This is a genomic window from Bradyrhizobium sp. USDA 241, assembly GCF_049739505.1.
In the GTDB taxonomy this organism is placed as follows: domain Bacteria; phylum Pseudomonadota; class Alphaproteobacteria; order Rhizobiales; family Xanthobacteraceae; genus Bradyrhizobium; species Bradyrhizobium liaoningense.
The window spans coordinates 1,635,919-1,662,849 of record NZ_JBMGPZ010000002.1 but is presented as its reverse complement, the minus strand read 5'-3'; the positions used below and the strand labels follow the sequence as shown (position 1 = coordinate 1,662,849).

The following is a 26,931-nucleotide window of genomic DNA, read 5'->3' as shown; positions in this document are numbered from 1 at the left end:
GTATCATCGGTCATGGCGGGCGTGGCGTTCGCGGTTGAAGGTGATGGGGTGGCTTCGCAACCGAATCCTACGCCGCATCAGCGCTTTACACCACGCTCGCCAGCCTCTCAGGCGCCCTCTCGCGAATAAGACGGGCTAGCACCGTGCGAGCATTGGCCTGCGGCAGCCGCCCAGTCAGTCCGGCGCGCAATAGATGGCCGAGCATGCTGTACATCATCGCAGAGCATGATCGCAGGGAGCTCACATTGGCCTCTGAGCTCTAGCAAGCTTGTCTGCTAGGCCCAGACGGCCGACGAGAAGACAAACGCAGGCCGATCAAGCGAGCTGCCGCAATGGATCAGCGATCGCAGAGGTGCTGGACATTGCACCGCGCTGGAAATCGGCCGACCGGCAGTCGCGGAGGCTCATGCGATCCGATGTACTTGAGTTGCGGTCCAGCAAATGCCCATTATCTTCCCCGATGGTATGAGGGAGATCTCTCAATGCTGGACGTTGGCACGATCACGCTTCTGCGCACGATCCTGGATGAGGTTTGCGTGAGCGTCCCACCGTATGACGCCGGCGTCCGCGCCTACGTTGCCTCCAGAATCCTGGAGGCCGCCACCAGGGGTGAGACGCGCCCCGATCTGCTTAAACAGATCGGTCAGGAAGCTCTTTCCAGGGCACCAACGATGTGGCGATAGATCTAGGACATGGCTTGTCATTGAGGTGAATTTCCAAGTCACAGTGCTGAAGATCCAGCTCGCAGAGTGTATCGTGGTCGCAAATCGATGGTGGCCTAACGTCACCCAAGACGCGGCGTTATCTGATGTGAATCGGTTGGCGCGCTGCTCGGTGCCCGGCCGATCCTTGAAACGAGAGAGCAGCTCGCACAGCAGACACCGCATCCAAGCCTTGGCGCACGCACCCTTGCGCGCCACGATGCCGGTGAGGCGACGCTCCAATAACCTTCGTCCGGAAACGGGGGCGAAGTCAGTGTTCGGCGCCGGAGCGCCGTCAACTCACGCGAGCCGGTGCGCCGTTGCTGTTTACTCCTGTGTGAGCGCCGCAAGTGCCCTTTCGATCACTGTGATGTCTTGACTGACCTGAGCGATCGCTGGCTTCGGATCAATGCCGGTAACGCAGTTCAACTGCTGCAGCAACTCCCGCCGATGCGCCAGAAGGTTCTCCAGCGCGCTGCGGTTGTTTAGTTTCACATAGCCGTCGACAATCAGTCCAATCGAAAGAGACATCGAAACTCTCAAACAAAGCTGTTCTCAACGAAGATGCGTATAGCACATCGGCAAACGATGTTCAGCTCCTCGGAAGAGAATACTGACGGGCGAGCTTGTTAGCGACAAGCGTCCGGCGCCGGGAGCGTGACCGACTATTCCTTGCGCCTTCCAAGCGCCCAGCTCTGTTTGAGCGACTAGCCGAGCAGAAAGACGGCGTATGGTGAGCCAAGAACGCTGCGGGTCGTGGCGATGGAAATGCTACGCTAGCGGAAGGAGTGTTGTCACGAACTGCCATTGTCCTTATCTGCCCGCCGAACGGCTTCCGAGATGCGATGGCGGGTGGCGCGTTGATCGACGACATGCTCGCCTGAATATCTCTTCGTAGAGATTGCGACGACCTCAGGAGCGTCCAGGATGCTCGATGAATATTTGGCCCGCATTCGTGCTCACCGCAAAAACATCCACCGCTATCGTCGCCTGCTGAAGTCGAACCTGTCGGATGTCGAACGTCAGTTCATCGAAAAACGCCTCACCGAAGAGCAGACCGCGCTGGAGTTCCTTTCAGCCGAGACCTTCCCGCTCGCGTTTAGCCTCCGGAAGGGGCGGACATGCCGGCAAACTAGCCCGTCTTATTCGCGAGAGGGCGCCTGAGAGGCTGGCGAGCGTGGTGTAAAGCGCTGATGCGGCGTAGGATTCGGTTGCGAAGCCACCCCATCACCTTCAACCGCGAACGCCACGCCCGCCATGACCGATGATAAGAGCTGGCCCCGCAAATTCGGACAGTAGCTTGAGTGGATTTTCTGCCTGACAGCGGCGAGGATTCTTGCTGCGAATCAGGAGCGAAGATGACGAAGAAGAGCCGCCGGACGCATTCTCCGGCATTCAAGGCGAAGGTTGCTTTGGCTGCGGTCAAAGGCGACAAGACACTGGCGGAGCTGGCGCAACTGTTTGATGTTCATCCGAACCAGATCACGATCTGGAAAAACCAGCTCCTGGAAGGCGCCGCCGGCGTGTTTGGGCATGACAAGACATCGGCCGAGACGCCGGTCGATTTGAAGGCGTTACATGCCAAGATCGGCGAGCTGGCGTTGGAAAACGATTTTTTGTCCGGCGCGCTCACCAAGGCGGGCCTGCTGAGCGCAAAGCGATGATCGACCGCGATCATGATCTTTCTATCGTGCGCCAGGCGAAGGTCCTGAAGCTGGCTCGCAGCACGGTCTACTATGAACCTCGGCCAGTTTCGGCCGAGGACCTTGCCTTGATGCGTCGGCTCGATGAGCTGCATCTCGATTATCCCTTCGCGGGAGCGCGTATGCTGCGATCGTTGCTGCGGCGGGAGGGCGTATACGCCGGTCGCCGCCACATCGCGACGCTGATGAAGCGCATGGGGATCGAGGCGGTCTATCGTCGCCCGAACACGAGCAAGCCGGCTCCGGGGCACAAGATCTACCCGTACCTGTTGCGCGGATTGAAGATCGAGCGGCCCGACCATGCGTGGGCAATGGACATCACCTACATTCCGATGCGGCGTGGCTTCGTCTATCTCGCGGCGGTCGTCGATGTGTTCAGCCGACGGGTCCTGGCCCATCGCGTCTCGATCACAATGGAGGCGGCCTTCTGCGTCGAAGCGGTCCAGGAGGCGTTGGCGAAGCACGGCAGGCCCGAGATTTTCAACACGGATCAGGGCAGCCAGTTCACCAGCCTCGAGTTCACCGATGTGCTGCTGGACGCGAAGATCGCCATCAGCATGGACGGCAAGGGCGCCTGGCGCGACAACGTGTTTGTCGAGCGGCTCTGGCGCACGGTCAAATACGAAGAAGTATATCTCCGCGCCTACGACAGCGTGTCCGAGGCGCGAGCGTCAATTGCCAAGTATCTGGCCTTCTACAATCAGGGACGCCCTCACTCGAGCCTTGACGGGCGCACGCCCGACGAGGCTTACTTCGGCACGCAAGCTATGGTGATGGCCGCATGACCGTCGCCGACGGTTTTGTCGTCGCTCTGGTCGGGCTACGCCCTCCCGACGCAACGACAAAACCGTAAAGCCCCGCGTTCAGCATAACCCGGCAGGAATCCACTTAAATCCAGCGGGGCGCTGTCCAAACAACCGGGGCCAGCTCTGTTTCAATATCGTGATCGCGCCCGGCTTGGCCGTTTTGGGTAAAATCGTGCTGCGCGAACCGAAGCCCCAGGCCGACCAGGAGCCTGACTAGATGCCCGGTCGGTAGCCGAAGCGGCTAGGCTCGTGGACGCGTTTCGCGACCTTATCGACAAGACTTCTTGGCCACACTGGCGCAAGGATGAATTCGTTCGGGCCGTTGAGGCTCTGGCTGAAGCCCAGCTTGTCACTGAAGCGGCGATTGCGTTGCCGGGCGATGCTGGATTCCGGGAGCGCTTTGCCGCGGCCTTCATCGTGTTTGCGAAATGCTAAGGCTCTCCTGCGGGAGGGCCTTTTAAATACGGCGTGCCCCCGCGGGCCGGGCTTTAGGCTTAGCCCGGAGCCGCTGCGCCGTCTCCGCCATGCGGGTAACAATCCCTCACGCAAGGCATAATGCACTCCTCGCCGGAGGCACTCGGTCAAGCAGCTGCCTACGGCACCGCTATCACTGCTGCGTGCGCCGGGTGCCTTCTTAACCGGTCTCGTCGCCGCAGTCGGTCCCGCATCCCGCTTCGCGGTCGCTATGCTGATGCTCTTGCGGCTGCATTTCGCTCGGCTCCGCTTTGCTTCGCGGCAAAAAAAGGTCCATTCTGTCCTGATCGCGTCAAGGCCAAGCCCGATGGGCGCTACGCGGCTTTGACCCGCTCGCGCCAGCGTGGAGAGTGGCCTTCCGTCGCGCTAAAGCGCACTCAGGTCGGTTGGGACCTCACCGAACTTCCTGATCAGCTTGGCGTCGCTGAAATCGCCGGTGGCTGGATCGCCCGTTCGCGAAAACGCGACAGCGCCGATATGCCCGGGCTTTCGCGACAGAGCCTCGGCGCGCATGACCGCCGCATTAGGATTGAAGCACTCCGTCGGCTCTCCAGGCGCCATGCCGTCATCGGCGGCGACGAAGGGCAATGCGACGTAATAGGTTACTTCTGACATTTCCTCCGCTCCTAGCCGTTGTAGGGATGAAATCTTCCGCGCGCGTAGGCGTGAGAGACTGACTTCATCAGTTCGGCGACCTCGGATTCCAGATACTGGTTTGCAACTATCAAAGCCTTGATCGTAGCGCGAACGTCCCCACCGCACGCGGCAAGGGCTTGATCGACAGACTCCTCAAGCGGGTCCTCGTCGCCTTGCGGAATAGGCATAGGACTTTGAGACATCAGCCGTTTCCGCAATAAATGAGACTGCAAAAGGTTCTCATTTTGCTCCTTTGGAGTCAAGCGCCGCCGTTTGCCAGAGCTGCTATCTTTTCCCGGGAGCGCGGCGATCAGTGTCGTGGAATTTCAAGCGGGAACGCCCCTGGGCGCGAGATGCTTAAGCTAGGTTCGATAACCTGTTTTGTTGAGTAGCGTGATGGTCAAGGTTGCCAAGCCCCGAGCCATGGCTCGATCGCGTCCTCGGCGGGCTTGAACACCGGGATGTGGTAGTTCGAGCGCATTGATGTGACGCGCTCGCGGGTCCAGCGATTGCCGTTGCCGGTCTTGAGGCCGTTGCGATTGAGGAGGCCGGCAATCAGATCGTCGCTGGCGATCAGCACCAGTTGACGCACGGCCTGGACGATATCGGCAGAGGTGCTGTTGCGCTGTCCGCGCCGGCGCTTCGGCAAGCGCAACTCGCTGTGGGCGCCCCCCACCCAATGGACGATGAGAACGATCTCCGAGGCCGCGTCGTCGATATCGGCCACGACCTCATGGATGAGGGTGCGCACAATGCGCTTCTTGAGGCGAGCATCCGTCGTCGGCGCATCCCAGACCGTTTTGAGGTTCGAGGCCAGAACGCCGAGCGAGACTGGATCGGCAAGGGGTGCGGGCGTGGCCGCATCATGCATGGCGATCTTGGCCTCAACCTCCGCCGCGTGAGCGAGCGCCCTGTTCCAGCGCGCTTCCAGCTCACTGGCCACCAGCCGGTTCGCGGGATCAGCGGCATCGTATTGCCGGAAAGCCCTGTCGGCGGCATAGCGCGCCGCTTCGAGGTCGCGACTGAGAGCATCGCGTACCTGATCGCGCCGTTCCCTGGCTCCCTTGGCGGCAGCGGTTGCGGCGGCGACAGCGCCCGGACCGACGACTCCAAGCAGCGATTCTTCGATGGCGTCATCGACGCGCAGTCCGCCGAAGGCGATGCAGTGGGCCCAGCCATTATCCATCCAGGCACGGTTGCAGCTGTAGCGCGGGATATGGTTCTCCATGCCGGAGTACCGGAGTGTGAGCTTGCGACCGCAGCGCTTGCAGCGGATCAGACCGGCCAGCAACGCGTCACCATGGTTGGGCGCGCCGTGATGCCGACTGGTGGGAACATTGCTGCTGACCATGGTGCGAATCGCCTCGAACTTCTCCCAGCTCACATACCCTTCGTGAGTGTTGGGCTTCAGCGTCAGCCATTCGTTCCGCGCCTTGCGGCGGATCTTCAGGCTCACGCCAGCGGTGCTGTATCCCGCCGCCACAGCTGTCTTACCATAGGCATAGGCGCCGCCGTAGACCGGGTTCTCAATGATCCGGTGGATGGCAGAGTAGTTTGGTCGCCGCCAGGCCGTGTCGCCGTTGGTCTGCTTCACCGGCAGATCGAGATTGTACTCATGGAGCCAGCAGAGCGCCTGTCGCGCGCTGCCCAGTTCCTCGACCTTGTCGAACACCAGCTTGATCGCCTCCTGGACACGCCGATCCGGGTCTTTCTCATAACGGTCGCCGGCCTTCACGAAGCCGACGGGCGCTGTCACAACCAACTCGCCCCGGCGCGCCTTCTCGTAGCGGGCCGAGAGCGAGCGCTGGCGCAACAGATCCAGCTCGTACTCGTTGAGGCTGCCCTTGAGCCCGAGCAGCAGGCGGTCGTTGCCGTGCCTTGGCGCATAGATGGTCTCTTGATCGACCAGAACGGTATCGACCACGCGGCACATCTCGATGAGTTGCTGCCAATCCCGGCTGTTGCGGGCGAAGCGCGAGACCTCGCGGGCGCAAACCGCACCAACCCTGCCGAGGCAAACCTCCGCCACCATTCGCTCGAATCCGGCGCGTTGTATGCCGCCGGCGGCTGAACGACCATCTGACGACGGACAATCACGGACAAGCTCCGTTCGTACGGCGCTGCGAGGGCGAAGATGGGCTTTCACGTCGAACATCGCCAGCACAAAGCTCTCAACAATTGGGCCGAGAATTCTCATCAGCCGACGCGGCGGCGCGAGCGGATCATGGAGCGTTTCAAATCGTCCCGTCAGGCTCAACGGTTTCTGTCAGTTCACGATCAGGTCGCGAACCTTTTCCACATCCCCTATTCTGGAGCCGTCACTGCCGACTTCCGTCGTGCTTCGCGCGGGCGAGCCTTTGCGACTTGGCGCGAGATCTCCGCGACAAGCGCTATCGCCGAATCTCGAACCTTTGAGAAGCGCCTCCTTCGGCTCGCGGTCGATTAAGTTGACGATGCCCCGCTGCCTCCAGCAGCACGCCAGGCGCGATGGAATTGCACCCCACGGTGATCCGGGTTTTCCTGTGAATCGGGGAGAAGCGCCCTACGTCAGCTACTCGTCAGCCAGCCAGTCTATGCAGACTGGCTGCGCACTCTCGACTTTATCGGAGGTGGAATATGACAGGCATTGGCCGAGCTGGTAAATCGCACGTTGGGCCCGCAGGAGCCGACAGCGCATGGGGATCGAGTAGTTCGAGCCCGGAGCTCGGTCCCGCCCCCGGGGAGGGCGGGCAATCTTTCGACTCTGTCGTGGAGCGGATGCGCTCCGGGCCTCGAGATGGAACGGCTCCGCTCGTGAGCCTGCCACCAGCTTCGGCGGTGGCAGTCCAGATTTCCTCAAGTGGCGACGGAATCAAGGCAGCGAAGCAAAAAATGCGCAGCCTGCTTGCGGGGCTTGATGCTTCTAAAAATGCAGCCACACGAGCCCGGAACCCGAACCCGTCGGAGGCGCAAGAGCTGATCGATCAAGTCGTCAAGGCAGGCTCGGAAGTTCTGGGCTATTACGCGAGCCTCCCCCCGGACATGGCGCGCGGGCTTCTTTCCGACGGTCGGGCTCGCCGACTCCGCGAGGAAACTATCGCTGCGGGAAACGAATGCGACATCGTGGCCACCTGGATTATCGGCGACCTGGAGAAGAGCAGGAAGAAAGCAACAGCCTTGCTCAAGAATATGCGAGTTGCCAACGCTCAGCCTGACCAGCTGAGCCGGGCGGTATCCAGCGTGGCGAAGCACTACGAGGCCTGCATGGAGGGGTGGGGAAAGAAGGCATTGCGCATGGAACGGATGCAGTCCGTCTGCGCGGCCACCGCCAACTTGCCGAGCACCACGCCCGAGATGCGGCAGGCCGAAGAGGCCGCACTACGCCTGCAGACCGGCTGGGCACTTTATACGAAGTGCGTGTATCTGCAATCGCAGGTTGCTCTTGCTCAGCTTCTAATTGAGTCGCGGGCGAGCACGTTCGAACCAGCTGTAAGCGACGCCCTCATGGGTGAGGATGGGCGGGTGCGTCTGCTCGGGACCTTTATCGAGGATGTTTTTCCGGCATTTAACTCGGCGTCCGAAGCCGTTCTGAGCAGCAACGGAGCGGCACTCGACGCAGACCACTGCACCGTTCTGGAAGGAGTCATGGAGCGGCTTTCGGAATTTGCCTTAGGGGTGCACGGAATCGTTACCAGGCTAAGGGACGCCGGAACGGATGCCGACCTTCCATTAAAACTGTTGGGCCAGATCGCGGATGGTGCATGGGTCACCGCGGACGACGTCACGCGTCTTTTGGACGTGCAGCCAAAGACGCCCGCCGTGATTGAGCCGACGGCCCGGACTGCCGTAGTGGTTGAGGGGGGCGCGGCCCGCAGGGAGGGGAAGGGCAAGCGCGCACCGGCCGCAGGCGAGCGAAGTTCGGCGGCCGGGCCGCGCGAGCCGCAGCTCGCCACGCCCGACGCTGCCACGGCCCCGACAGTCAAGGTGATCGTACTCTCGGATCTGGGTACGAAGAAACTCGCGAGCGCGGAGGAGGCGGCACTCGCGAGGGCGTCATCGTCGGCGACCGGGCACCTGGAGATATTGCAGGCTCCGCCCTCCAGGAACGCACTGACCGGATTACTCAAGCGATTGGACGAACTTTTGCAGTTCGATCTGCCGGCTCAGCAAAGCGCGGTCTCGCAAGCGCGCCACGGGAAGCCTGAGGACGCCGATCACGCCGTGGATCTCGTCGTTAAGCGCCTGCAGACACAGGCCTCCGAGATTGAGGCCAGTGTAGCCGCGCTGGAGGAGCCTCGCCGACGTGTCCTACTCACGCCTGCGCAAGTGCCGGAAGTGCACGACAAAATAGCCCGGCTCAAGGCGATGTTGTCCGAGGTGCAGGGACACGCAAACTCTTTCACGGCGCGAAAGGCGGTGATCACGATCGATTGCATGAAGACCTACGCGTTTCCGTCCCAGAAGTATCTTGAACAGTTGCGAGCGGCCGGGGAGTTGGCGGCTGTGAATTCACCGCGCGCCTTGAAGGATGATCCGGGGACACTGTTCGAGATCAAGCTGCAGCCCAAGGCCCTGCGCAATGGCGCGACGCCAAGCCCGATGTGGGTGCACATCCATACCAAGCGGCCGGTACATGCCAGGCAGTTGGCAACGCTGAGCGATGCCGGGTTCGCCGCTTGCCACGTGAAGTCCAATGACCAGCGCGGCTACAATCAGGACTGGCAGAGCGCTCGAGCTGCGACGGGGCGCGAGAACGTCGTGATCCACCGCGGCAAGCTCACGCCGGCGTTCTGTAGGTCCTTGTTGCGCACCGCAGCTGGCGGCCAGCCGTGGCATCCCCTTCCCGAGGCGGAGCACGCGTCGATGCAGTTCGCGCGCCTCGGGATGTAGTTACCTGGGTGTCCCGCGCCAGAGCGTCGCTGTGGTGACACGATCAAGTGGACCGTTTCTCACCGAGAGGAAATCCTCGATGAGCTCGAAGCCGGCGCGGGCTTCCTCGAACAGATCGACAACAGGGTCCGATTGAAATTCGATCGGGAGCGTCGTGACCCCAACTTCCTTTCGCTTGGCAGCTGAACCGTCAAATGCCGGCGATGTGTCGTCTCAAGTCCAGGCGCATGCGATCAGCGCTCCAGGCTCTTCATCTTCGAAAGTGAGTACACATGAAATTCGTCTCAATGAATCGGGGGGGGGCAACAAACGGATAGCGTGGACGCGCAAGATGCCTCTCCAGCCGACTCGTCGGCAGAGGCGGCGGCCTTTCAGCGGCAGCTGAGCGAGGTCGCTGTCCTGTCCGCTCCCGTGCTCATGCAGGTCCGCGCCTATCAAGCGGATGCATCGCGATCTGAGGCGCGACCCATCGTGCGGGCGAGCGGGCAACCATATACGCCGGCTCCGCACGGTGAAGGCGGTGGAACGACGCTGAATGCGTCGGCGCTGCCGCTCGGCCATGCAAATTTGGTTTTCGCAGGAAGCGGCATGGATCCTGTTTATTCCGACGATGCGTCTCTTATTGAGGGGCTCGGGCCGGCACTCTTCAAGGCTGGGGCCTCCGAGCGCACCGTCAGGCGCAATGTACGTTGTCTTCTCGGATTGGGGCATTGGCTCGTAAAGAACGGAAAGCCGGGCATTGCTGCCCGGCTTTCCGAAGAGTCGCTGGTCGAGGATGCCCTGGAGTTCGGCAAGCAGGAGGGGCAGGCCATCGCTACGCCACTGGTTCATCTTCGAGCCTCCCAATCGCCGGGCGGCATCGCGCCGATTGCAAGCCGGGTTGAGCTGAATCCCTATTCCCAAGATGCGGATCTCATCAAAGGGTACAAGGAAGATGCAGCGTCAGGCACCGCCAACACCGTCAGGAAGTATGCAACTCTTCTTATCGATTTCAGTGATTACCTCCGTGAGAACGATAAGCCCGGCATTGCTGCTCGACTTGGCGACGGCTCGCTGGATAATGATGTCAGCCAGTATAAGGAGGCGGACCCCCGTGGCCGCAGAAAAGCCGGGGCCGCACTGGCTCATCTCCTGAGGTCGCCGGCGGGTGCTAGAGCGATCGAGCTCCGGCCTCATATTCGCCCCGTTCCTGATTTCGAAGGCGCGGTTCGCGCTGAGCCGAGCCGGACCCGGGCCGCGACTGCACAGCACAGCTCGAGCGGAGCTATCAGCTGGCCGGAGACTCTGCCTGCGAACCAGCAGGATCTGCTTTTGGAGACGATGGACGGACCCAGCTCCTCGCCGCCTATCGAGACAATTGCGCACCATCAACAAGCAGCGGATGCAGGAGGGTCTTTTCGTGACTTGAACTTGCCCCGCGCCGACCATGGGGTTTCACCGCCGCATGGCCTGGCATTGAATGCTGCAGGGTCCCTGAACTGGCGCCACCATGACGACGAACTGACGGATAAACGTCACAGGAACCCGCTCGGGCCAGGCGAGCAGGTTCTCGTCATCAATGAGCATGATATAGGGGAGTTGAGATCAGCGAAGAGGCAGAAGACGCTAAGCAATCCGCAGGGCGTCGCCGTTGAGCGGCAGCTGATGCAGACGCCATCCCATCAACTGGCGGCGTCCCCATCGCAGATGCAGGCTCCGATGCTGTCGCAAAACGAGCTGATCGGCGAGCCGCTCCCGGGGGAAGACGCGGAGCTCTTGGCGAGGTTTCGTGTAGACGCCAAGCGGCGCAAGCTCACCCCAGGCGCCATCAATAACAGTGTTTCCGGGCTTGGGAGATTTGTTCGCTGGGTCAACGCAGAGCATGGGGGGTCCGTAGCTTCTCGGCTACGAAAAGGTACACCGCTGGATGAGGAAATTGCGGCGTACCGGAGATTGGGCCGTGACCCCCAGCACCGCATTACATCGGCCCTGGATGTTCTCCGGCGGCTCTTGCGTGGGGGTGAAGAAGCCGAAGCTCCCGAACCCCGCGTCCTCGGTGCCCCACGTCGCCTGGTTCCTCATCCAGAAGATGCGCCCCTCATCGAGGGCGCGCTGAGCCAAGCTCTGAAACATGTTAAAACTGCGAAGGATAAGGGGTCTGCGCAAAAGCGGGCGACACGTCTTCGCGCGCTGAGTGCGTGGCTTAAAGGGAATCGCAAAGGGAGCATCATCGGGCGACTTAACGGCTCTAGCAAGGAGCAGTTAACGCTGGACAACGATGTGCTGGCGTTCCAACGGACCGGAGGCGCAAGATACCGTCCCGATTTGTCGCATCTTCGCAGCTACTTAAAACTCATCGAGGCGAACCGAGAGCTGGGGCTGCCAGGCCCTGAGCAGCCGAGCTCGCCGGCCGCGTGGGGCGATCGGCATCCCGGCTCGGCGCAGGATCTTCCCTCAACGCCGGCAAGCCCAAGCGCGGGAGCTTGGGTTTGGTTGGGTGAACAGCTGCACGAACCAGCATCACCATCCAGGCCCCCGTCACATGCTAAGGGCAGGCTTGAGCCATCTGTTGATCTGAATGCGCCGACGCCGTCCGAGTTGCGCGACGATGCTCATTTTGCGCCAGCGCATCCTGCCAGGGCCCGTTCAGACACCTACGCTGGTCTTGAGCCATTTGTTGATCTGAATGCGCCGACGCCGTCCGAGTTGCGCGACGATGCTCACTTTGCGCCGGCGCATCCTGCCAGGGCTCGTTCAGACACCTACGCTGGTCTTGAGCCATTTGTTGATTTGAATGCGCCGACGCCGTCCGAGTTGCGCGACGATGCTCACTTTGCGCCGGCGCATCCTGCCGGGGCTCGTTCAGACACCTACGCTGGTCTTGAGCCATTTGTTGATCTGAATGCGCCGACGCCGTCCGAGTTGCGCGACGATGCTCACTTTGCGCCGGCGCATCCTGCCAGGGCTCGTTCAGACACCTACGCTGGTCTTGAGCCATTTGTTGATCTGAATGCGCCGACGCCGTCCGAGTTGCGCGACGATGCTCACTTTGCGCCGGCGCATCCTGCCAGGGCTCGTTCAGACACCTACGCTGGTCTTGAGCCATTTGTTGATCTGAATGCGCCGACGCCGTCCGAGTTGCGCGACGATGCTCACTTTGCGCCGGCGCATCCTGCCAGGGCTCGTTCAGACACCTACGCTGGTCTTGAGCCATTTGTTGATCTGAATGCGCCGACGCCGTCCGAGTTGCGCGACGATGCTCACTTTGCGCCGGCGCATCCTGCCAGGGCTCGTTCAGACACCTACGCTGGTCTTGAGCCATTTGTTGATCTGAATGCGCCGACGCCGTCCGAGTTGCGCGACGATGCTCATTTTGCGCCAGCGCATCCTGCCAGGGCTCGTTCAGACACCTACGCTGGTCTTGAGCCATTTGTTGATCTGAATGCGCCGACGCCGTCCGAGTTGCGCGACGATGCTCATTTTGCGCCAGCGCATCCTGCCAGGGCCCGTTCAGACACCTACGCTGGTCTTGAGCCATTTGTTGATCTGAATGCGCCGACGCCGTCCGAGTTGCGCGACGATGCTCATTTTGCGCCAGCGCATCCTGCCAGGGCTCGCTCAGACACCTACGCCGGTCTTGAGGCAGCGGTTAATCCGAATCCGCGCACACCATTCGAGTTGCGTGACAATGCTTGGGCCCCGGCGCCTGACTTTCGGCCGCTGTTTGCCGGGCCAGTACCGGGGCATCACCAGGGCGCTCGACAGCCCGGCTCGCCGCAGGGGCTTTCTCCGGCGCCAGCCTTCTCGGATGATGAAGCTTTGGCGTGGTTGCGCGAGGAGCTGGCGCGACGGCAGATGCAAGAACCGGCCTCACCATCAACCGGCAGGGCTCCCTCAGACATCTACGGCGGCCTTGAGTCATTGGTGCATCTGGATGCGCCCACGCCGTGGGAATTGCGCGACGATGCTCACTTTGCGCCGGCGCCCGCTGCCAGGGCGCGCTCGGACACCTACCGCGGTTTTCCATTGGTTGATCTGACTGCGCCCACGCCGTCCGAATCACGCGACGATGCTAATTCTGTACGGCCGTTTCCGATCACCTCCGCCAACGCTCAGATCGGGGCTTTAGATCCGACAGTCTCGTCTCACGGCCACGGGCTGGTGCTCGAGGACACGGAATGGCTGGGCGACGAGCATATCGACAGGGATTACCGGCTCCAGGAGCAGGATTTGCAGAGGAACGATCCGGATCTCGCCGCCCGGACGCGGTTCGTGAATCCCCTCATCGTCCTAAATTATCTGGGCTCTAACGACGATGGCGTCGTGCAAACCGAGTTCCAGCGCATCGTCGATGATGATGAATTTAATGATACAGCCGACTTCCTGTTCCTGCCCGTGATTAATGCCAACCCTGAAGATCCTAATAACCTCGGCAACCATTGGTCGCTGCTGTTCGTTGATCGCAGTGACCGGGGGCAGCCGGTCGCCTACCACTACGATTCCTACAGGGGACTCAACAAAAAGCATGCAGAGCATCTCGCAAGTAGGCTGCACCTCCGCCTGGAGCCAGCCGGCATGGCCCAGCAGCAGAACACTTATGATTGCGGCGTCTTTGTCGTGGACGGGACGCGGGCGCTGGTTAGGCAATTGGAGCAAGGAGGGCAGACAGTCCACCTGGACCAGCTCGTCGTCGATCGGCAGGCACTGCAAAACCGACTCAGGGGCTGATGTCGCCGTGGGCGAGATAGAGTTGGCTGTGAATCGACGCTGAACATTGACCCCCGTACGCGCGAAGTCAATCAAGTACTTGGGACGCCGATCGGCGTCCGGACCCCACACGATGACATAATTGCGGTCGGCGCCCGCGGGACGAAAGGTCCGCTATCTTCAAGCCTGCACGCAATCACACGAATCGGAGGGGCTATGAAGCAATATGTTGGGCTTGACGTCTCACAAAAGGAGAGAATCAGGAACAGCAGAAGCCCGTTCCCGAAGATCATACGTCCGTCAGCAAGGACGAGGAATCGGGCGCACGAGGGTTGCAGCGCGATTTGCAGGATCGGTTGCAGCCGGCGCACGACGAGCCGGTGAGCGAGCCCGTCAGCGATAGTGCTTCCCATCCCGAAGTACCTGCAGGCTCGCGCCGGTTCGCCGCCTGCTCAAGGTCGGCATTGGCCTTGCGATTGTGGCCGTCTTCGGATGGTTGCCGCTGAAGGCCGTGCTGCAGACCTCGAGCGTTGCGGCCGTGGTCAATGCCAGGATCGTGACGTTGCGCTCGCCGATTGACGGCACCGTGAGCGCGAAGCCGCCGCAAGGCTCGACGCAACTCAGCGTGGTCCATGAGGGCGACGCGATCCTTCATGTCGTCAACGCGCGTGGCGATCGCGTGCGGCTCGACGATCTTCGGCGGCAGATGTCCCGGATGGAAAATGAGCGCCCGAGTTTCGCCGCCAAGCTTGCGGCCGCCGAGACGGCGCAACAGGACCTCGCCCGCCAGGCGGCCCAGTTCCGCGACGGTCGCATCCTCCAGCTCCAGGCGCGCATTGCCGAAATCCAGTCGGCGATCGAGGCCGCGGCCGCGCGACGGGAGAAGGCAGTGGCCGCCGTCGAGCGGGCCTCGTCACTGATCAAATCGGGCAGCGTCTCGACGGTCGAAATGGCCCGCCTGACGCGCGAGCAGGCGATCGCCCAGCAGACTGCGGATTTCACGGATCGTGAGCATCGATTTCGCGCGATCGTGAGCACTGAATTCAGACGATCGTGAGCAGCCCGCTACGGCCGATGGGAGATAGAGTCAGTGTTCTGGTTGGCCGTCAAGGGTGATGGTTTTGGCGCTGCGTTTTCGCATGCTTTCTCCGGTGAGCTGGAGGCGGTGGGCGTTGTGGACGAGGCGATCGAGAATGGCGTCGGCGACCGTGGGGTCCCCAATGGCTCCATGCCAGGTGTCCACGGGGAGCTGACTTGTGACGATGGTGGATGCGCGGCCATGTCGGTCCTCGAGGATTTCGAGCAGATCGCGGCGTTCCGCGGCGGTGAGCACCGATAGTCCCCAATCATCCAAAATCAGAAGCTGAGCGCGGCCGAGGCTTTTGAGGAGCCGGGCGTAGCGTCCGTCTCCGCGCGCGAGCGCGAGCGCCTCGAACAGCCTTGGAACGCGATGATAGAGGACTGATCGGTTGTCGCGGCAGGCCTTGTGGCCGAGCGCGCAGGCTAACCAACTTTTGCCCAGGCCGGTTGCCCCGGTGACGAGCAAATTCTCGTGGCGATCGATCCAGCGACCTTCGACGATTTTGGCGAAAACGGCGCGGTCGATGCCCCGCGGGGGGCGCAGATCGACGTCCTCGACGCAAGCAGTCTGGCGCAGTGCGGCGATCTTGAGGCGCGTGGTGAGCCGCCTGGTGTCGCGTTCGGCGGCTTCGCGGTCGACCAACAGGCCGATGCGATCTTCGAACGGCAGGGCTTCGAGATCGGGCGATCGGCGCTGCTCCTCGAAGGCCTTGGCCATTCCGGTCAGTCGGCGCCGTAGCTTTTGACGAGCGCCAGAATGCCAAGGCAGGTTCGAAAGCCTTGTTCTGGATGGGGGCGGGCGTCGATCACGGCCTGGAAAAACGCTGCTGTCGAAGGACCGATCCGCTCGCCGGCGGCGATCACCGCGGCGGGGGTCCATTTGCCGTAGCGGCGATGGGCGCTGGGCATGTGGTCGGCGATGGTGGTGTGTCCGCGTCGGTTGGGCGCGCGGGCATGGCTGGCGATCCGCTGGCCCTTGTGGAAGATCTCGACCGTCCGATCGTCGATACGGGCATCGACCAGCTCGCCAATCAGACGATACGGCGCGGAGTACCAATGGCCGTCGACCTCGACATGATAATCGGGAGCGAGGCGGCAGCGCTTCCAGCGTGCGAAGGCATAAGGCTGATCTGGCAGCGGGGTTAGCTTGGGTTTGTCGAGTTCGGCAAACAGTTCGGCGCGGCTTGAGCCGAAGCCACGCATTTGACGAGCATTGAGTTCGTCGACGAGTGTCTTGATGGCGGCGTTGAGCTCGGCCCGGGAAAAGAAGCGCTGATTGCGCAGCCGGGCCAGAATCCAGCGCTGGGCGATTTGCACCGCGACCTCGACCTTCGCCTTGTCTTTTGGGCGCCGCGGCCGTGCGGCGAGAATGGCCGTGCCGTAATGGCTCGCCATCTCGGCATAAGTGCGATTGAGGCCGGGATCGTAGCGGTCGGGGTTGCTGACGGCGGCTTTGAGGTTGTCGCAGACCACGAACGTCGGCGTTCCGCTCAAAAACGTGAACAAGTTGACGTGGGCCCGGATCCAGTCGGCCAAGCTCTCGCTGGGGCAGGCCTCGGCGTAGGTGTAGTTCGAAGCGCCCATCGCCGCGACGAACAGCTTCATCGGCTGCACTTCCCCGGTCAGGGGATCGACGATGTCGATGGTGTCGCCGGCGAAATCCACGAACACCTTCTCGCCGCCCAGATGAATCTGCCGCATCGAAGGTCGGACCCGCCCCTTCCAGGCCTCGTAGGTAGTGCAGAACCACGTGTACCCGAAACCGTCGGGATTAACGGCGCGATACTCCTCCCAGAGCAGGCGACGGGTTACGTTGCGCCGGCGGAGCTCTTTATCGATGTAGCTCCAGCCCCGTGGGTCGGTCAAAATCCCCCGGGTATGGTCACTTGAAACTCCCCCACCTGATGATCGCCGTCAGCGCCGCTGAACAGCAGTAGCCGGTCAGGCAGGACGTTTATGTTCGACCCCTTTAGCCAGCAAGGGGCCGGGGAGTTGAACGTCTTGAAGCGACATCTGCAAAGCACCGTACTTACATTACTTGATCGCAACACCAGCCAGCGCGAGATTCACCGGCTGACGGGTGTCGATCGCAAGACGATCCGGCGTTATCAGGCGCTGCGGGCCGGTGCGGGAGCTATGGCTGATTTTGGGTGACGCGGCCTGATCAGGCGGCGTGGCTTTCAGTGTTCGGAATGACTTCGATTCCGTCGATGAACTTTACACCGGCGATGACTTTCGGCAACTGGTTCGTGCTCTTCAATCGCCGCCAGGTCTTCGATGCGGCGTCGATGAGCTTGAACACCATCAGCTTCGCAGTTTGTTGCGACAGCGATCCCTTGGTCCGCACCGTTCGGTGGCGCACCGTGGCGAAGACGCTCTCGATCGGGTTCGAGCTGCGTAGGTGGATCCAGTGCTCAGCAGGGAAGTCGAAGAAGGCGAGCAGCGCATGGCGATCCTTGATCAGGCACTCCACCGCACGTCCGTATTTGACGTGGTATTTCTCGACGAAGACGTCGATCGCGGTTTCAGCTTCGGCCCGGTGTGGGGCCAGATAGATGTTCCGCAGGTCGTTCTTCATGGGGCCCTGCACGGATTTGGCGACCTTGTCGAGTACGTTGCTCACTTTATGGCACCAGCATCGTTGGTGCCGCGTGCCGGGAAAGGCCTCGTCCAGTGCCTTCCAGAAGCCGAGGGCGCCGTCGCCGATGGCGAGTTGCGGGGCAATCCGTAACCCGCGTTGCCGCAGGTCGATCAGGAGTTCGCGCCAGCTCTGCGCGCTCTCGCGCACGCCGACCTGGAAGCCGATCAGCTCCTTCTTGCCTTCCGGCGTGGTGCCAATCAGCACCAGCATGCATTCGCTGTGATCTTCCATGCGGGCCTGCAGGTACACGCCATCGGCCCAGATGTAGACATAGCGACGCGCCGACAGATCGCGTCTCTGCCAGCGTTCGTACTCGACCTGCCAATCGGCCTTCAGGCCGGCGATCACCGAAGGCGACAGGTTCGGCGCATCCTTGCCGAGCAGCGCCGAGAGCGCCTCCTGGAAGTCGCCGGTCGAGATGCCGCGCAAATAGAGGACCGGGATCAAGGCATCCAGGCTCTTCGTCCGCCGCGCCCATAGCGGCAGGATTGCCGAACTGAAGCGGAGGCGGTCGCCTGGCCCGCTCGCTCCGCGGTCGCGGACCTTGGGACGAGCGACCTCCACCGGACCGATGCCGGTCGCAATCTCGCGCACCGGACCGTGCCCATGTCGGACCAGGCGCGCTCGACCGTCGGGCAGCGTCAGATTGGCCGTGCTGGCCAGAAACGCGCCAACCTCGATCTCGATCGCCCTGGCAAGCAGGTCCCGCGCGCCGGCACGAACGATATCGGTCAGTGGATCATCAACCGCGGACGGCTGACGGAAAGCAAGAACATTGGTAGTCTCGGTCATGGCGTATCGCTCTCCTCGAGAGGTTCTGGCAGGCTCGTCACCCGCCTCGATACGCCGCCTTCCTCACACCGTCATCACCCAGATTCCGCCATAGCTCCCGGTGCGGAGGCAAATTCCCCCGGGGAAGTGACCACCGGCTCGGTGAGCGCGGACGGCCAAATTCCTCCACCCCGACCACCGGCTTTTGGGACATCGGAAGCGACGGTCACCAGCAGCCTGGCCCGTTCGGCTTGCGAAGCGCATCGGACGTGGATCGAAGAACAGGTCCGGCTGAAGCGGAACGCGCAGGCGATTTACCAGGACCTGGTTGATCAATTTGGCTTTCCGTCCAGCTACCAGAGTGTCAAGCGGTTTGTGCGCCGGTTGCGGCACGCTGATCCTGAGCAGTTTGATCGTCTTGAGTTCCTCCCCGGCGAGGAAGCTCAGGTCGACTATGGCGAGGGCGCGCCGACGGTTGATCCGAAGAGCGGGCGGTACCGTCGTCCCCGCCTGTTCGTGATGACGCTACGCTACTCGCGGCGCAGCTTCCGGCGGGTAGTCTGGAAGTCCAGCCAACAAGTCTGGGCGCAGCTCCACGAAGAGGCGTTCCGGTATTTTGGCGGGGTCCCCAGCTATGTCGTGCTCGACAACCTGAAGGAAGGCGTCCTCAAGCCGGATTTGTACGAGCCCCAGCTCAACCCGATTTACAGCGCGATGCTGGCTCATTACGCCGTGGTCGCCGATCCCGCGCGCGTGGCCGATCCAAATCGGAAAGGATGCGTCGAGAATGCGATTCAACATACCCAGGGCACTGCGCTGGCCGGACGGCGCTTCGAGACGCTGGAGGCGCAAAACGAGTTCTTGAGGCACTGGGAGGAGAACTGGGCTTCCAAACGCATCCACGGCAGCACGCGCCGTCAGGTCGAGGCGATGTTCCAGGAAGAGAAGCCGCACCTGCGGCCGCTGCCTGTCGCTCCCTTCCGCATCTTCACCGAAGTCGTCCGGACTGTCTGCGACGACACCACCGTACGCGTCGACAACAGCTATTACGCCGCGCGGCCCGCGCCGATCGGCAGCCAGGTCGTCGTGCGCATCTACACCACCACGATCGAGATCCGTGATCGCCACACCCGTGCGCTGCTGCGTGTTCATTCCCGGATGGCGCACCCCGGTTCTGTCGTCCTGCCGACCAGCGAACGGCCGTTCAACCCGTCGCGGCAAACCGCCGTGCTGCTGGCGAGCGCCGAGCGCATCGGACCGCAGACCAGGGCCTTGTGCCAGCAGAGAGCTGGCCCCGGTTGTTTGGACAGCGCCCCGCTGGATTTAAGTGGATTCCTGCCGGGTTATGCTGAACGCGGGGCTTTACGGTTTTGTCGTTGCGTCGGGAGGGCGTAGCCCGACCAGAGCGACGACAAAACCGTCGGCGACGGTCATGCGGCCATCACCATAGCTTGCGTGCCGAAGTAAGCCTCGTCGGGCGTGCGCCCGTCAAGGCTCGAGTGAGGGCGTCCCTGATTGTAGAAGGCCAGATACTTGGCAATTGACGCTCGCGCCTCGGACACGCTGTCGTAGGCGCGGAGATATACTTCTTCGTATTTGACCGTGCGCCAGAGCCGCTCGACAAACACGTTGTCGCGCCAGGCGCCCTTGCCGTCCATGCTGATGGCGATCTTCGCGTCCAGCAGCACATCGGTGAACTCGAGGCTGGTGAACTGGCTGCCCTGATCCGTGTTGAAAATCTCGGGCCTGCCGTGCTTCGCCAACGCCTCCTGGACCGCTTCGACGCAGAAGGCCGCCTCCATTGTGATCGAGACGCGATGGGCCAGGACCCGTCGGCTGAACACATCGACGACCGCCGCGAGATAGACGAAGCCACGCCGCATCGGAATTTAGGTGATGTCCATTGCCCACGCATGGTCGGGCCGCTCGATCTTCAATCCGCGCAACAGGTACGGGTAGATCTTGTGACCCGGAGCCGGCTTGCTCGTGTTCGGGCGACGATAGACCGCCTCGATCCCCATGCGCTTCATCAGCGTCGCGATGTGGCGGCGACCGGCGTATACGCCCTCCCGCCGCAGCAACGATCGCAGCATACGCGCTCCCGCGAAGGGATAATCGAGATGCAGCTCATCGAGCCGACGCATCAAGGCAAGGTCCTCGGCCGAAACTGGCCGAGGTTCATAGTAGACCGTGCTGCGAGCCAGCTTCAGGACCTTCGCCTGGCGCACGATAGAAAGATCATGACCGCGGTCGATCATCGCTTTGCGCTCAGCAGGCCCGCCTTGGTGAGCGCGCCGGACAAAAAATCGTTTTCCAACGCCAGCTCGCCGATCTTGGCATGTAACGCCTTCAAATCGACCGGCGTCTCGGCCGATGTCTTGTCATGCCCAAACACGCCGGCGGCGCCTTCCAGGAGCTGGTTTTTCCAGATCGTGATCTGGTTCGGATGAACATCAAACAGTTGCGCCAGCTCCGCCAGTGTCTTGTCGCCTTTGACCGCAGCCAAAGCAACCTTCGCCTTGAATGCCGGAGAATGCGTCCGGCGGCTCTTCTTCGTCATCTTCGCTCCTGATTCGCAGCAAGAATCCTCGCCGCTGTCAGGCAGAAAATCCACTCAAGCTACTGTCCGAATTTGCGGGGCCAGCTCTCCCTTCCTCGAGACCTTCTCCCTTATCCTGCAGGATGAACTGGACCGTCGTCAGTCCCGTCTTATCGAGCGGCGATACCAGCAATCCGGGCTCGACGAAAAGCTGACGCTCGCCGAGTTCGACTGGTCCTTCAATCCCAAACTGCCACGTCAGACCTGCTTCCAGCTCCACACCCTGGCGTTCATTGCCGCTGGCGAGAACGCTCTGCTTGTTGGCAAACCTGGCACCGGGAAGTCGCACATCGCCAAGGCGATTGCCTATCAGGCGATCCTGCAAAGCCACAAGGTCCAGTATCTTGAGACCGACGACTTCTTCCACCGCTACGCCCTGAACTCTCCGGCACAACGCGAGGTCCGGCTGCGAACCATCATCGACTGCGATCTCCTCGTGCTGGACGATCTATTCCTCGCACGCGCCATCCCCGACGACGCCGGCACTTTGCTGCAGACCCTGATCCATCAGCGTTACAAACTGCGCCGCAGCGTCATCGTCACCTCCAATCGCGTCGTGCAGGATTGGGGGGCATACCTTGGGGACAACACTATGAGCACGACGATCCTCGATCGCCTTATGCATCATTGCCATCTGCTTGAGTTCGACGGACGCAGCTATCGGCTCAAAGAAGCCGCTGAAGCTCTTGCCCGGGAAACAAACTCAAACTAACAGTCCCTTGTCCTGCCTCGCGGGTGGAGGAATTTGACTGACCACACCCGGAGGAATTTGAAGTGACCCGCGGGGCTCCAGTCGGGCACCGGCCGCTGCGGGCTCTGAGACGCTGGTCGTGGGGCCGGGAAAAGCAAAAGCTCCAGGTCTTCATCGGTCATTCCCTCCGGAAGCGGCCAGCTCAACCCAGCAGAGCGGGCGCGGCTCAGGTAGCTGTGCACAACGCCGTTGCTGACGCCCACGCTCCGCGCGATGGCCCGCTCTGGCAGGCCTTGAAAATGTTTTAACCGAAGGACTTCCTTGATCCGGCGCATCGACAATCTCTGGGTAGGCATTGGACTTCCTCGTTAACCACGAGGTCATCCCTAAGCCGGTTGAGTTGTCGGCCGAAGCGCTGCAAGGCTCCGAAAGCCTTGCTCACGATCCCGCGAAATCGTTGCTCACGATCCCCTGAAATCCGCGCTCACGATCCCGCGAAACGCGCATGAAACTGACGAGAACCGCTTTGCTGGGCGATTTCCCGCCTGTTGCGTTGCGTAGCTTCGGCATTCACAACGAATTCGCCATTGGAAAGCATTGCGGGAATGCTGTCCGAGACGCTTGTCCCAGCGCCGGAGACGAAGCCGCCGGTGCTAAAGCTAGGTATCGACATAGAGCTGATCGCGGCGACCTTGGCCATACCGGCAGCGAGCACGCCCGCAGCCAACGCATCATTGAATGGCGGCACGGCCGATGCCAACGCCTTCGTGAAGGCGGTGTAAGTGTTGATCCTTGCCTCGACAATGCCGAACGCTTTAGCCGCCCTCGCCATAGCCATGCTGTGCTTGCCGAATTCCTGCGAGAGTTGTGCAAATTCGCCCGCCATGGAGGCGCCGGCGGTGTTCCACGTCGATTGGGCGTTCTCCGCTAGTCTTTGTTGCGCATCCAGGAATTGCTGCGCACTGATCGTATTGGCGTTGAATTGCGCTTGGATCTTAGGCTCCTGTAGGTAACTCTCAGAGGGAGTCAAGTTCGCTTGGATCGTCTGGAGCCCGGCCAGCGTCATGGCGTATTCCGAAGTCTTCTGCTTCAGCAGGTCGAGCTGCACCTGCTGCGCGGCGGTGATCGCGGTGTTGTTCGCCCGCGCGATCGACTCCGTTTGCAATTGCAGCTTCATCGCCTCCATTGCGCCGGGAAGCAGTCCATAGGTTGCCACCTCGGCCTTCATTCCCTCCGGCGACTTGCTTTGCGATGCAATGAACTGATCGACCACGTTTTTTCCGCCCATCACCGGAAAGTTGAAATCCTTCTGAGTCTTCGATGCCTTGTCCGTCGATGCAGCCGCGGCTTCCTGGGGACCGCGCTCACCGCAGTATCGACCGCGATGAAGGCGCTCGTCACCAGTGGGGTGATTGTTTCACGGCCGCCTTCGAGAAGGTGAAGGGCGGCATCGCTGGGATTGAGGAGACGGCAAGGCGCCGTGTTCAAAGTCGCTCGCCAAATACATCTCAACCGTCTCCGGTTGCGAGCCCTTCCACAAATTGTCGACGATTCTTGCGTCATTGATGCCGCTCGAGCCCGCACCGAGCCCGGCAGTGGATGTGCCCGAAGCGCTGAAAGCCAGCTCGCTCGAGCTGTGGTATCAGCAGAAACTTCATCTCCGGACATTGGTTCCGAGCGGCGCCGAGGCGCTGATCCGGATGCGCCATCCCGCATGGGGCGTCGTGCCGCCTGCCTACTTCATCCCCGACGAAAGCGATCCGCATTTTCATGCGCTGTCCGAGTTCGTGATCGCGCGCGCGATCGAGGACTGGCGCTATCTGCTCGGGCAGATCGGACCGGTCGATCTCTCGATCAACCTGCCGATCTCGTTTCTGGCCGACGATGCTGCGGTGCGCGAGCTTTGCTACCGGATTCCGGATCATGCGGCGTTCGCCGGCCTGCTGATCGAGATCGACAGCGCCGAGGTGATCGACAATCTCGACCTGGCGATCGATGTCGCCCGGCGCGTTCGCCTGCACAATATCGGCATCTCGATCGACAATGTCGGCGCGAAGTGGCCATCCTTGCTGGGATTGCCGAACTTTCCGTTCGTCCAGCTGAAGGTCGACCATCAATACGTCACCGGTTGCGCGGATCAGCGCCTCAAGCAGACGGTGTGCCGGCGTATCGTCGAGCTCGCACACGACTCCGGCGCGCAGGTTATTGCGCAGGGGGGCGAGACGCGCGCGGACTTTCTTGCCGCACATGAGATGGATTTCGATCAGGTCCAGGGTTACCTGTTCGGCAAGCCGATGGGCGTCAAGAAGTTCGCCCGCTCGCGCACGCACTTCTCGGAGAAAGAGCCGATCGTCCTGAGGCATGGCGCCTAGTCAGGCGCGAGTGTCGCCATCGATCGCGCGCAGCGCTTCGCCGCGGGCGATCAGGCGCTTTGTGTGAATCGGCGGATGGAATGACCCTGCCCAGATTAATGATGTCAACGGCTTAACGTGCCGATCGGCGCCGGGCCCCGCGTCAACTCACATGCTGACGGCGGTCGTCTTCCCCTCGGCTTTGCTATGCACTTCAAACTCGAGAGATCGATTCGTTCAGGATAATGTCCTGAATAACGAGATAAGCCGTACGGCAGTTGCCGCACGGCTCTTCCGGAGTTCGTCATTCACTGCGCGGATCCGGTAGCGACGCGCTGAGCCGCCGTCTTGGCAGACTTATTGGACGCGCTCGTCGGCGACCTTCTTCTCAGAAGAGAGCTCGGTCGTAATTCTGCGCATTGCCACGGCCTGGGCCTGAACTTTTTGGCTAACACGCTCGAACTCAGCCATCTGGTTCTGGAAACCGGCATCCTGGGTCTGCTGGGTAGCAGGAGCGGCGCCGTTACCGCCAACACTATTAACCGCCATGTCTATTCACCTTTCTTTATGATAGTCGTTAGTTGTGGCCTGCTACGTCGGGCGGGCCGACGATACGAGGGGCAGGAATAGAAAGAAAGACGGTGCTCGCCCCCCAGACTTCTCAGGCTCAGTTCGGCGCTCTTGCCGAGACCAACGGTCTTGGGCTGTACGTTGTCCGTTTTGCCGGCGTTCTTGTTTTCGGCGGCCATCGCTTTCTCCTATGCTCGTCTTGTTACGTCTCAATAGACGTGCTCGCCTAGAGTTCAGCAGCCTCACGCTAGGCGCGCTACCTTTCGAGAAGCTGACGAGTCTCGGTCGGGGTGATTAGGTCGATCCTTTGCAGCAGCCCATCACCTGCCGGCAGCTGCAACCTCACCTAGGGTCTGTACCTAAATAGCGCCACGTGATTCTCTTGCCTACGTGTTGATTCGGGGGCGAGAGAATGCGCGCTGGTTTGTTTTGGCTGAACGACAGGCAATGGGCGCGTATCGAACCGCATCTGCCGAGGGGACTGACGGGGCCGGATCGGGACGACGACCGACGCATCGTCAGCGGCATCATTCACATGCTGCAATCGGGTGCACGATGGCGTGATTGTCCACGTGAATACGGCCCTTACACGACGATCTACAATCGCTTCAATCGCTGGGCCAAGCGAGGACGATGGTGCGCAATCTTCGAAGCGCTGGCCAAGCCTGGCGAAGACGGCGTCGTACTGTCGCTCGACTCGACCTCGATTAAAGCTCACCGGTGTGCCTCCGGCGGAAAAGGGGGGAGCACAATCAAGCAATCGGCCGCTCGCGCGGAGGCCGCACGACAAAAATCCATGCGCTGAGCGATCCGCTCTGCCGGCCGGTCGTCCTGCATCTGACTCCAGGCCAGGATGCCGATATCGCTGCGGCTCCCGATGTCCTGGCGCTCGCGCCACCCATGAGCGTGCTCCTCGCCGACAAAGGGTATGATGGCGACAAGCTTCGCGGCGAAATCATTCGTCGTGGCGCCAAGCCCGTAATCCCCAATAAATCTAACCGTGTCGTCATCCATCGCTTCAACAAACGCGCCTACAAAGAGAGCTGGCCCCGGTTGTTTGGACAGCGCCCCGCTGGATTTAAGTGGATTCCTGCCGGGTTATGCTGAACGCGGGGCTTTACGGTTTTGTCGTTGCGTCGGGAGGGCGTAGCCCGACCAGAGCGACGACAAAACCGTCGGCGACGGTCATGCGGCCATCACCATAGCTTGCGTGCCGAAGTAAGCCTCGTCGGGCGTGCGCCCGTCAAGGCTCGAGTGAGGGCGTCCCTGATTGTAGAAGGCCAGATACTTGGCAATTGACGCTCGCGCCTCGGACACGCTGTCGTAGGCGCGGAGATATACTTCTTCGTATTTGACCGTGCGCCAGAGCCGCTCGACAAACACGTTGTCGCGCCAGGCGCCCTTGCCGTCCATGCTGATGGCGATCTTCGCGTCCAGCAGCACATCGGTGAACTCGAGGCTGGTGAACTGGCTGCCCTGATCCGTGTTGAAAATCTCGGGCCTGCCGTGCTTCGCCAACGCCTCCTGGACCGCTTCGACGCAGAAGGCCGCCTCCATTGTGATCGAGACGCGATGGGCCAGGACCCGTCGGCTGAACACATCGACGACCGCCGCGAGATAGACGAAGCCACGCCGCATCGGAATGTAGGTGATGTCCATTGCCCACGCATGGTCGGGCCGCTCGATCTTCAATCCGCGCAACAGGTACGGGTAGATCTTGTGACCCGGAGCCGGCTTGCTCGTGTTCGGGCGACGATAGACCGCCTCGATCCCCATGCGCTTCATCAGCGTCGCGATGTGGCGGCGACCGGCGTATACGCCCTCCCGCCGCAGCAACGATCGCAGCATACGCGCTCCCGCGAAGGGATAATCGAGATGCAGCTCATCGAGCCGACGCATCAAGGCAAGGTCCTCGGCCGAAACTGGCCGAGGTTCATAGTAGACCGTGCTGCGAGCCAGCTTCAGGACCTTCGCCTGGCGCACGATAGAAAGATCATGACCGCGGTCGATCATCGCTTTGCGCTCAGCAGGCCCGCCTTGGTGAGCGCGCCGGACAAAAAATCGTTTTCCAACGCCAGCTCGCCGATCTTGGCATGTAACGCCTTCAAATCGACCGGCGTCTCGGCCGATGTCTTGTCATGCCCAAACACGCCGGCGGCGCCTTCCAGGAGCTGGTTTTTCCAGATCGTGATCTGGTTCGGATGAACATCAAACAGTTGCGCCAGCTCCGCCAGTGTCTTGTCGCCTTTGACCGCAGCCAAAGCAACCTTCGCCTTGAATGCCGGAGAATGCGTCCGGCGGCTCTTCTTCGTCATCTTCGCTCCTGATTCGCAGCAAGAATCCTCGCCGCTGT

The 26,931-nt window shown here is 61.5% G+C and carries 18 protein-coding genes and 7 pseudogenes; 13 read left to right on the top strand and 12 right to left on the bottom strand.

All coding sequences use genetic code 11. From position 1 onward, the window contains the following. The first annotated feature begins 482 nt into the window (after positions 1-482). On the top strand, positions 483-683 hold the full coding sequence (locus tag ABIF91_RS09205) for a hypothetical protein (RefSeq protein WP_014497761.1): 201 nt from the start codon (positions 483-485) through the stop codon (positions 681-683). A 345-nt stretch (positions 684-1,028) separates the two neighbouring features. On the opposite strand, the gene ABIF91_RS09200 is transcribed toward ABIF91_RS09205, so the two are convergent. Next, positions 1,029-1,232 carry a hypothetical protein gene (locus ABIF91_RS09200; protein ID WP_014497760.1) on the bottom strand — a complete coding sequence of 68 codons (204 nt, stop codon included), beginning with the start codon at positions 1,230-1,232 and terminating at the stop codon, positions 1,029-1,031. 396 nt (positions 1,233-1,628) lie between these two features. Here ABIF91_RS09200 and ABIF91_RS09195 point away from each other — a divergent pair, with 396 nt between their 5' ends. The 3 genes from ABIF91_RS09195 (at position 1,629) to ABIF91_RS09185 (ending at position 3,645) form a co-directional block, all read left to right on the top strand. Further along, positions 1,629-1,865: a hypothetical protein gene (locus ABIF91_RS09195; protein WP_424579066.1), complete on the top strand. Its 237-nt coding sequence runs from the start codon at positions 1,629-1,631 to the stop codon at positions 1,863-1,865. A 194-nt stretch (positions 1,866-2,059) separates the two neighbouring features. Further along, positions 2,060-3,189, top strand: a protein-coding gene (locus tag ABIF91_RS09190) for an IS3-like element ISRj2 family transposase (protein WP_129557670.1) whose coding sequence is annotated in 2 segments (ribosomal slippage) — positions 2,060-2,312 and positions 2,312-3,189 — 1,131 coding nt in all. Because the reading frame shifts where the segments join, the coding sequence is not laid out codon by codon here. A gap of 270 nt (positions 3,190-3,459) precedes the next feature. After that, entirely contained in the window at positions 3,460-3,645 is a 186-nt protein-coding gene (locus ABIF91_RS09185; protein WP_028181468.1) for a hypothetical protein, read from the top strand. 405 nt (positions 3,646-4,050) lie between these two features. Here the strand turns inward: ABIF91_RS09185 and ABIF91_RS09180 are convergent, their stop codons facing one another. The 3 genes from ABIF91_RS09180 to ABIF91_RS09170 all read right to left on the bottom strand — a co-directional run bounded on the left by ABIF91_RS09180 (position 4,051) and on the right by ABIF91_RS09170 (position 6,517). After that, on the bottom strand, positions 4,051-4,299 hold the full coding sequence (locus ABIF91_RS09180) for a hypothetical protein (protein ID WP_028181469.1): 249 nt from the start codon (positions 4,297-4,299) through the stop codon (positions 4,051-4,053). A gap of 11 nt (positions 4,300-4,310) precedes the next feature. Continuing rightward, positions 4,311-4,523 (bottom strand): hypothetical protein, encoded by a 213-nt coding sequence (locus ABIF91_RS09175; RefSeq protein WP_028181470.1) that lies wholly within the window; start codon positions 4,521-4,523, stop codon positions 4,311-4,313. 197 nt (positions 4,524-4,720) lie between these two features. Further along, a complete protein-coding gene (locus ABIF91_RS09170) occupies positions 4,721-6,517 on the bottom strand; it encodes a recombinase family protein (protein ID WP_011084515.1) in 1,797 nt (598 codons plus the stop codon). Between ABIF91_RS09170 and ABIF91_RS09165 the strand changes: the two are divergent. The 4 genes and pseudogenes from ABIF91_RS09165 to ABIF91_RS09150 form a co-directional block, all read left to right on the top strand. Then, positions 6,404-6,755 (top strand): annotated as a pseudogene (locus ABIF91_RS09165) (DDE-type integrase/transposase/recombinase); the annotation flags it as partial. The gene ABIF91_RS09170 and the pseudogene ABIF91_RS09165 overlap by 114 nt on opposite strands. Before the next feature lie 181 nt (positions 6,756-6,936). Continuing rightward, positions 6,937-9,189, top strand: coding sequence for a hypothetical protein (locus ABIF91_RS09160; protein ID WP_424579065.1), 2,253 nt, complete (start codon positions 6,937-6,939; stop codon positions 9,187-9,189). 318 nt (positions 9,190-9,507) lie between these two features. Then, positions 9,508-13,896 (top strand): Ulp1 family isopeptidase, encoded by a 4,389-nt coding sequence (locus ABIF91_RS09155; protein WP_424579064.1) that lies wholly within the window; start codon positions 9,508-9,510, stop codon positions 13,894-13,896. A 565-nt stretch (positions 13,897-14,461) separates the two neighbouring features. Then, positions 14,462-14,932, top strand: coding sequence for a hypothetical protein (locus ABIF91_RS09150; protein WP_424579063.1), 471 nt, complete (start codon positions 14,462-14,464; stop codon positions 14,930-14,932). Between the two features lie 30 nt (positions 14,933-14,962). Here the strand turns inward: ABIF91_RS09150 and istB (ABIF91_RS09145) are convergent, their stop codons facing one another. Further along, a complete protein-coding gene (gene istB / locus ABIF91_RS09145) occupies positions 14,963-15,673 on the bottom strand; it encodes an IS21-like element ISFK1 family helper ATPase IstB (protein ID WP_424579062.1) in 711 nt (236 codons plus the stop codon). 8 nt (positions 15,674-15,681) lie between these two features. Continuing rightward, a pseudogene (gene istA / locus ABIF91_RS09140) lies at positions 15,682-16,803 on the bottom strand (IS21-like element ISFK1 family transposase); the annotation flags it as partial. A 108-nt stretch (positions 16,804-16,911) separates the two neighbouring features. Between istA (ABIF91_RS09140) and ABIF91_RS09135 the strand changes: the two are divergent. After that, a pseudogene (locus ABIF91_RS09135) lies at positions 16,912-17,091 on the top strand (IS21 family transposase); the annotation flags it as partial. Between the two features lie 28 nt (positions 17,092-17,119). Here the strand turns inward: ABIF91_RS09135 and ABIF91_RS09130 are convergent. After that, positions 17,120-18,388: an IS256 family transposase gene (locus ABIF91_RS09130; protein WP_038952271.1), complete on the bottom strand. Its 1,269-nt coding sequence runs from the start codon at positions 18,386-18,388 to the stop codon at positions 17,120-17,122. An 87-nt stretch (positions 18,389-18,475) separates the two neighbouring features. On the opposite strand from ABIF91_RS09130, the pseudogene istA (ABIF91_RS09125) reads away from it, so the two are divergent. Then, a pseudogene (istA, locus tag ABIF91_RS09125) lies at positions 18,476-19,651 on the top strand (IS21-like element IS1631 family transposase); the annotation flags it as partial. A gap of 146 nt (positions 19,652-19,797) precedes the next feature. On the opposite strand, the pseudogene ABIF91_RS09120 reads toward istA (ABIF91_RS09125), so the two are convergent. Continuing rightward, positions 19,798-20,927 (bottom strand): annotated as a pseudogene (locus tag ABIF91_RS09120) (IS3-like element ISRj2 family transposase). Positions 20,928-20,961: 34 nt separating this feature from the next. Here ABIF91_RS09120 and istB (ABIF91_RS09115) point away from each other — a divergent pair. After that, on the top strand, positions 20,962-21,678 hold the full coding sequence (gene istB, locus ABIF91_RS09115; protein WP_424579097.1) for an IS21-like element helper ATPase IstB: 717 nt from the start codon (positions 20,962-20,964) through the stop codon (positions 21,676-21,678). Between the two features lie 74 nt (positions 21,679-21,752). Here the strand turns inward: istB (ABIF91_RS09115) and ABIF91_RS09110 are convergent. Further along, positions 21,753-22,013, bottom strand: a pseudogene (locus ABIF91_RS09110) (sigma factor-like helix-turn-helix DNA-binding protein); the annotation flags it as partial. Between the two features lie 128 nt (positions 22,014-22,141). Beyond that, a complete protein-coding gene (locus ABIF91_RS09105; RefSeq protein ID WP_225005520.1) occupies positions 22,142-22,930 on the bottom strand; it encodes a hypothetical protein in 789 nt (262 codons plus the stop codon). Between the two features lie 292 nt (positions 22,931-23,222). Between ABIF91_RS09105 and ABIF91_RS09100 the strand changes: the two genes are divergently transcribed. Continuing rightward, positions 23,223-24,029: an EAL domain-containing protein gene (locus ABIF91_RS09100; protein WP_080660129.1), complete on the top strand. Its 807-nt coding sequence runs from the start codon at positions 23,223-23,225 to the stop codon at positions 24,027-24,029. A 336-nt stretch (positions 24,030-24,365) separates the two neighbouring features. Here the strand turns inward: ABIF91_RS09100 and ABIF91_RS09095 are convergent, their stop codons facing one another. Beyond that, a complete protein-coding gene (locus ABIF91_RS09095) occupies positions 24,366-24,557 on the bottom strand; it encodes a hypothetical protein (RefSeq protein WP_014498042.1) in 192 nt (63 codons plus the stop codon). A gap of 411 nt (positions 24,558-24,968) precedes the next feature. On the opposite strand from ABIF91_RS09095, the pseudogene ABIF91_RS09090 reads away from it, so the two are divergent. Then, positions 24,969-25,616, top strand: a pseudogene (locus ABIF91_RS09090) (IS5-like element ISBj2 family transposase); the annotation flags it as partial. 147 nt (positions 25,617-25,763) lie between these two features. Here the strand turns inward: ABIF91_RS09090 and ABIF91_RS09085 are convergent. Next, a protein-coding gene (locus tag ABIF91_RS09085) for an IS3-like element ISRj2 family transposase (RefSeq protein ID WP_086023025.1) occupies positions 25,764-26,893 on the bottom strand; the annotation gives its coding sequence in 2 pieces (ribosomal slippage) (positions 25,764-26,641 and positions 26,641-26,893; 1,131 coding nt in all). Between the last annotated feature and the right edge of the window lie 38 nt (positions 26,894-26,931).

Coding starts and splice junctions, on each gene's coding strand:
- ABIF91_RS09205 (WP_014497761.1), top strand. CDS start 483: ATGCTGGACGTTGGCACGATCACGCTTCTGCGCACGATCCTGGATGAG.
- ABIF91_RS09200 (WP_014497760.1), bottom strand. CDS start 1,232: ATGTCTCTTTCGATTGGACTGATTGTCGACGGCTATGTGAAACTAAAC.
- ABIF91_RS09195 (WP_424579066.1), top strand. CDS start 1,629: ATGCTCGATGAATATTTGGCCCGCATTCGTGCTCACCGCAAAAACATC.
- ABIF91_RS09180 (WP_028181469.1), bottom strand. CDS start 4,299: ATGTCAGAAGTAACCTATTACGTCGCATTGCCCTTCGTCGCCGCCGAT.
- ABIF91_RS09175 (WP_028181470.1), bottom strand. CDS start 4,523: ATGTCTCAAAGTCCTATGCCTATTCCGCAAGGCGACGAGGACCCGCTT.
- ABIF91_RS09170 (WP_011084515.1), bottom strand. CDS start 6,517: ATGAGAATTCTCGGCCCAATTGTTGAGAGCTTTGTGCTGGCGATGTTC.
- ABIF91_RS09160 (WP_424579065.1), top strand. CDS start 6,937: ATGACAGGCATTGGCCGAGCTGGTAAATCGCACGTTGGGCCCGCAGGA.
- istB (WP_424579062.1), bottom strand. CDS start 15,673: ATGGCCAAGGCCTTCGAGGAGCAGCGCCGATCGCCCGATCTCGAAGCC.
- ABIF91_RS09130 (WP_038952271.1), bottom strand. CDS start 18,388: ATGACCGAGACTACCAATGTTCTTGCTTTCCGTCAGCCGTCCGCGGTT.
- ABIF91_RS09100 (WP_080660129.1), top strand. CDS start 23,223: ATGCCGCTCGAGCCCGCACCGAGCCCGGCAGTGGATGTGCCCGAAGCG.
- ABIF91_RS09095 (WP_014498042.1), bottom strand. CDS start 24,557: ATGGCGGTTAATAGTGTTGGCGGTAACGGCGCCGCTCCTGCTACCCAG.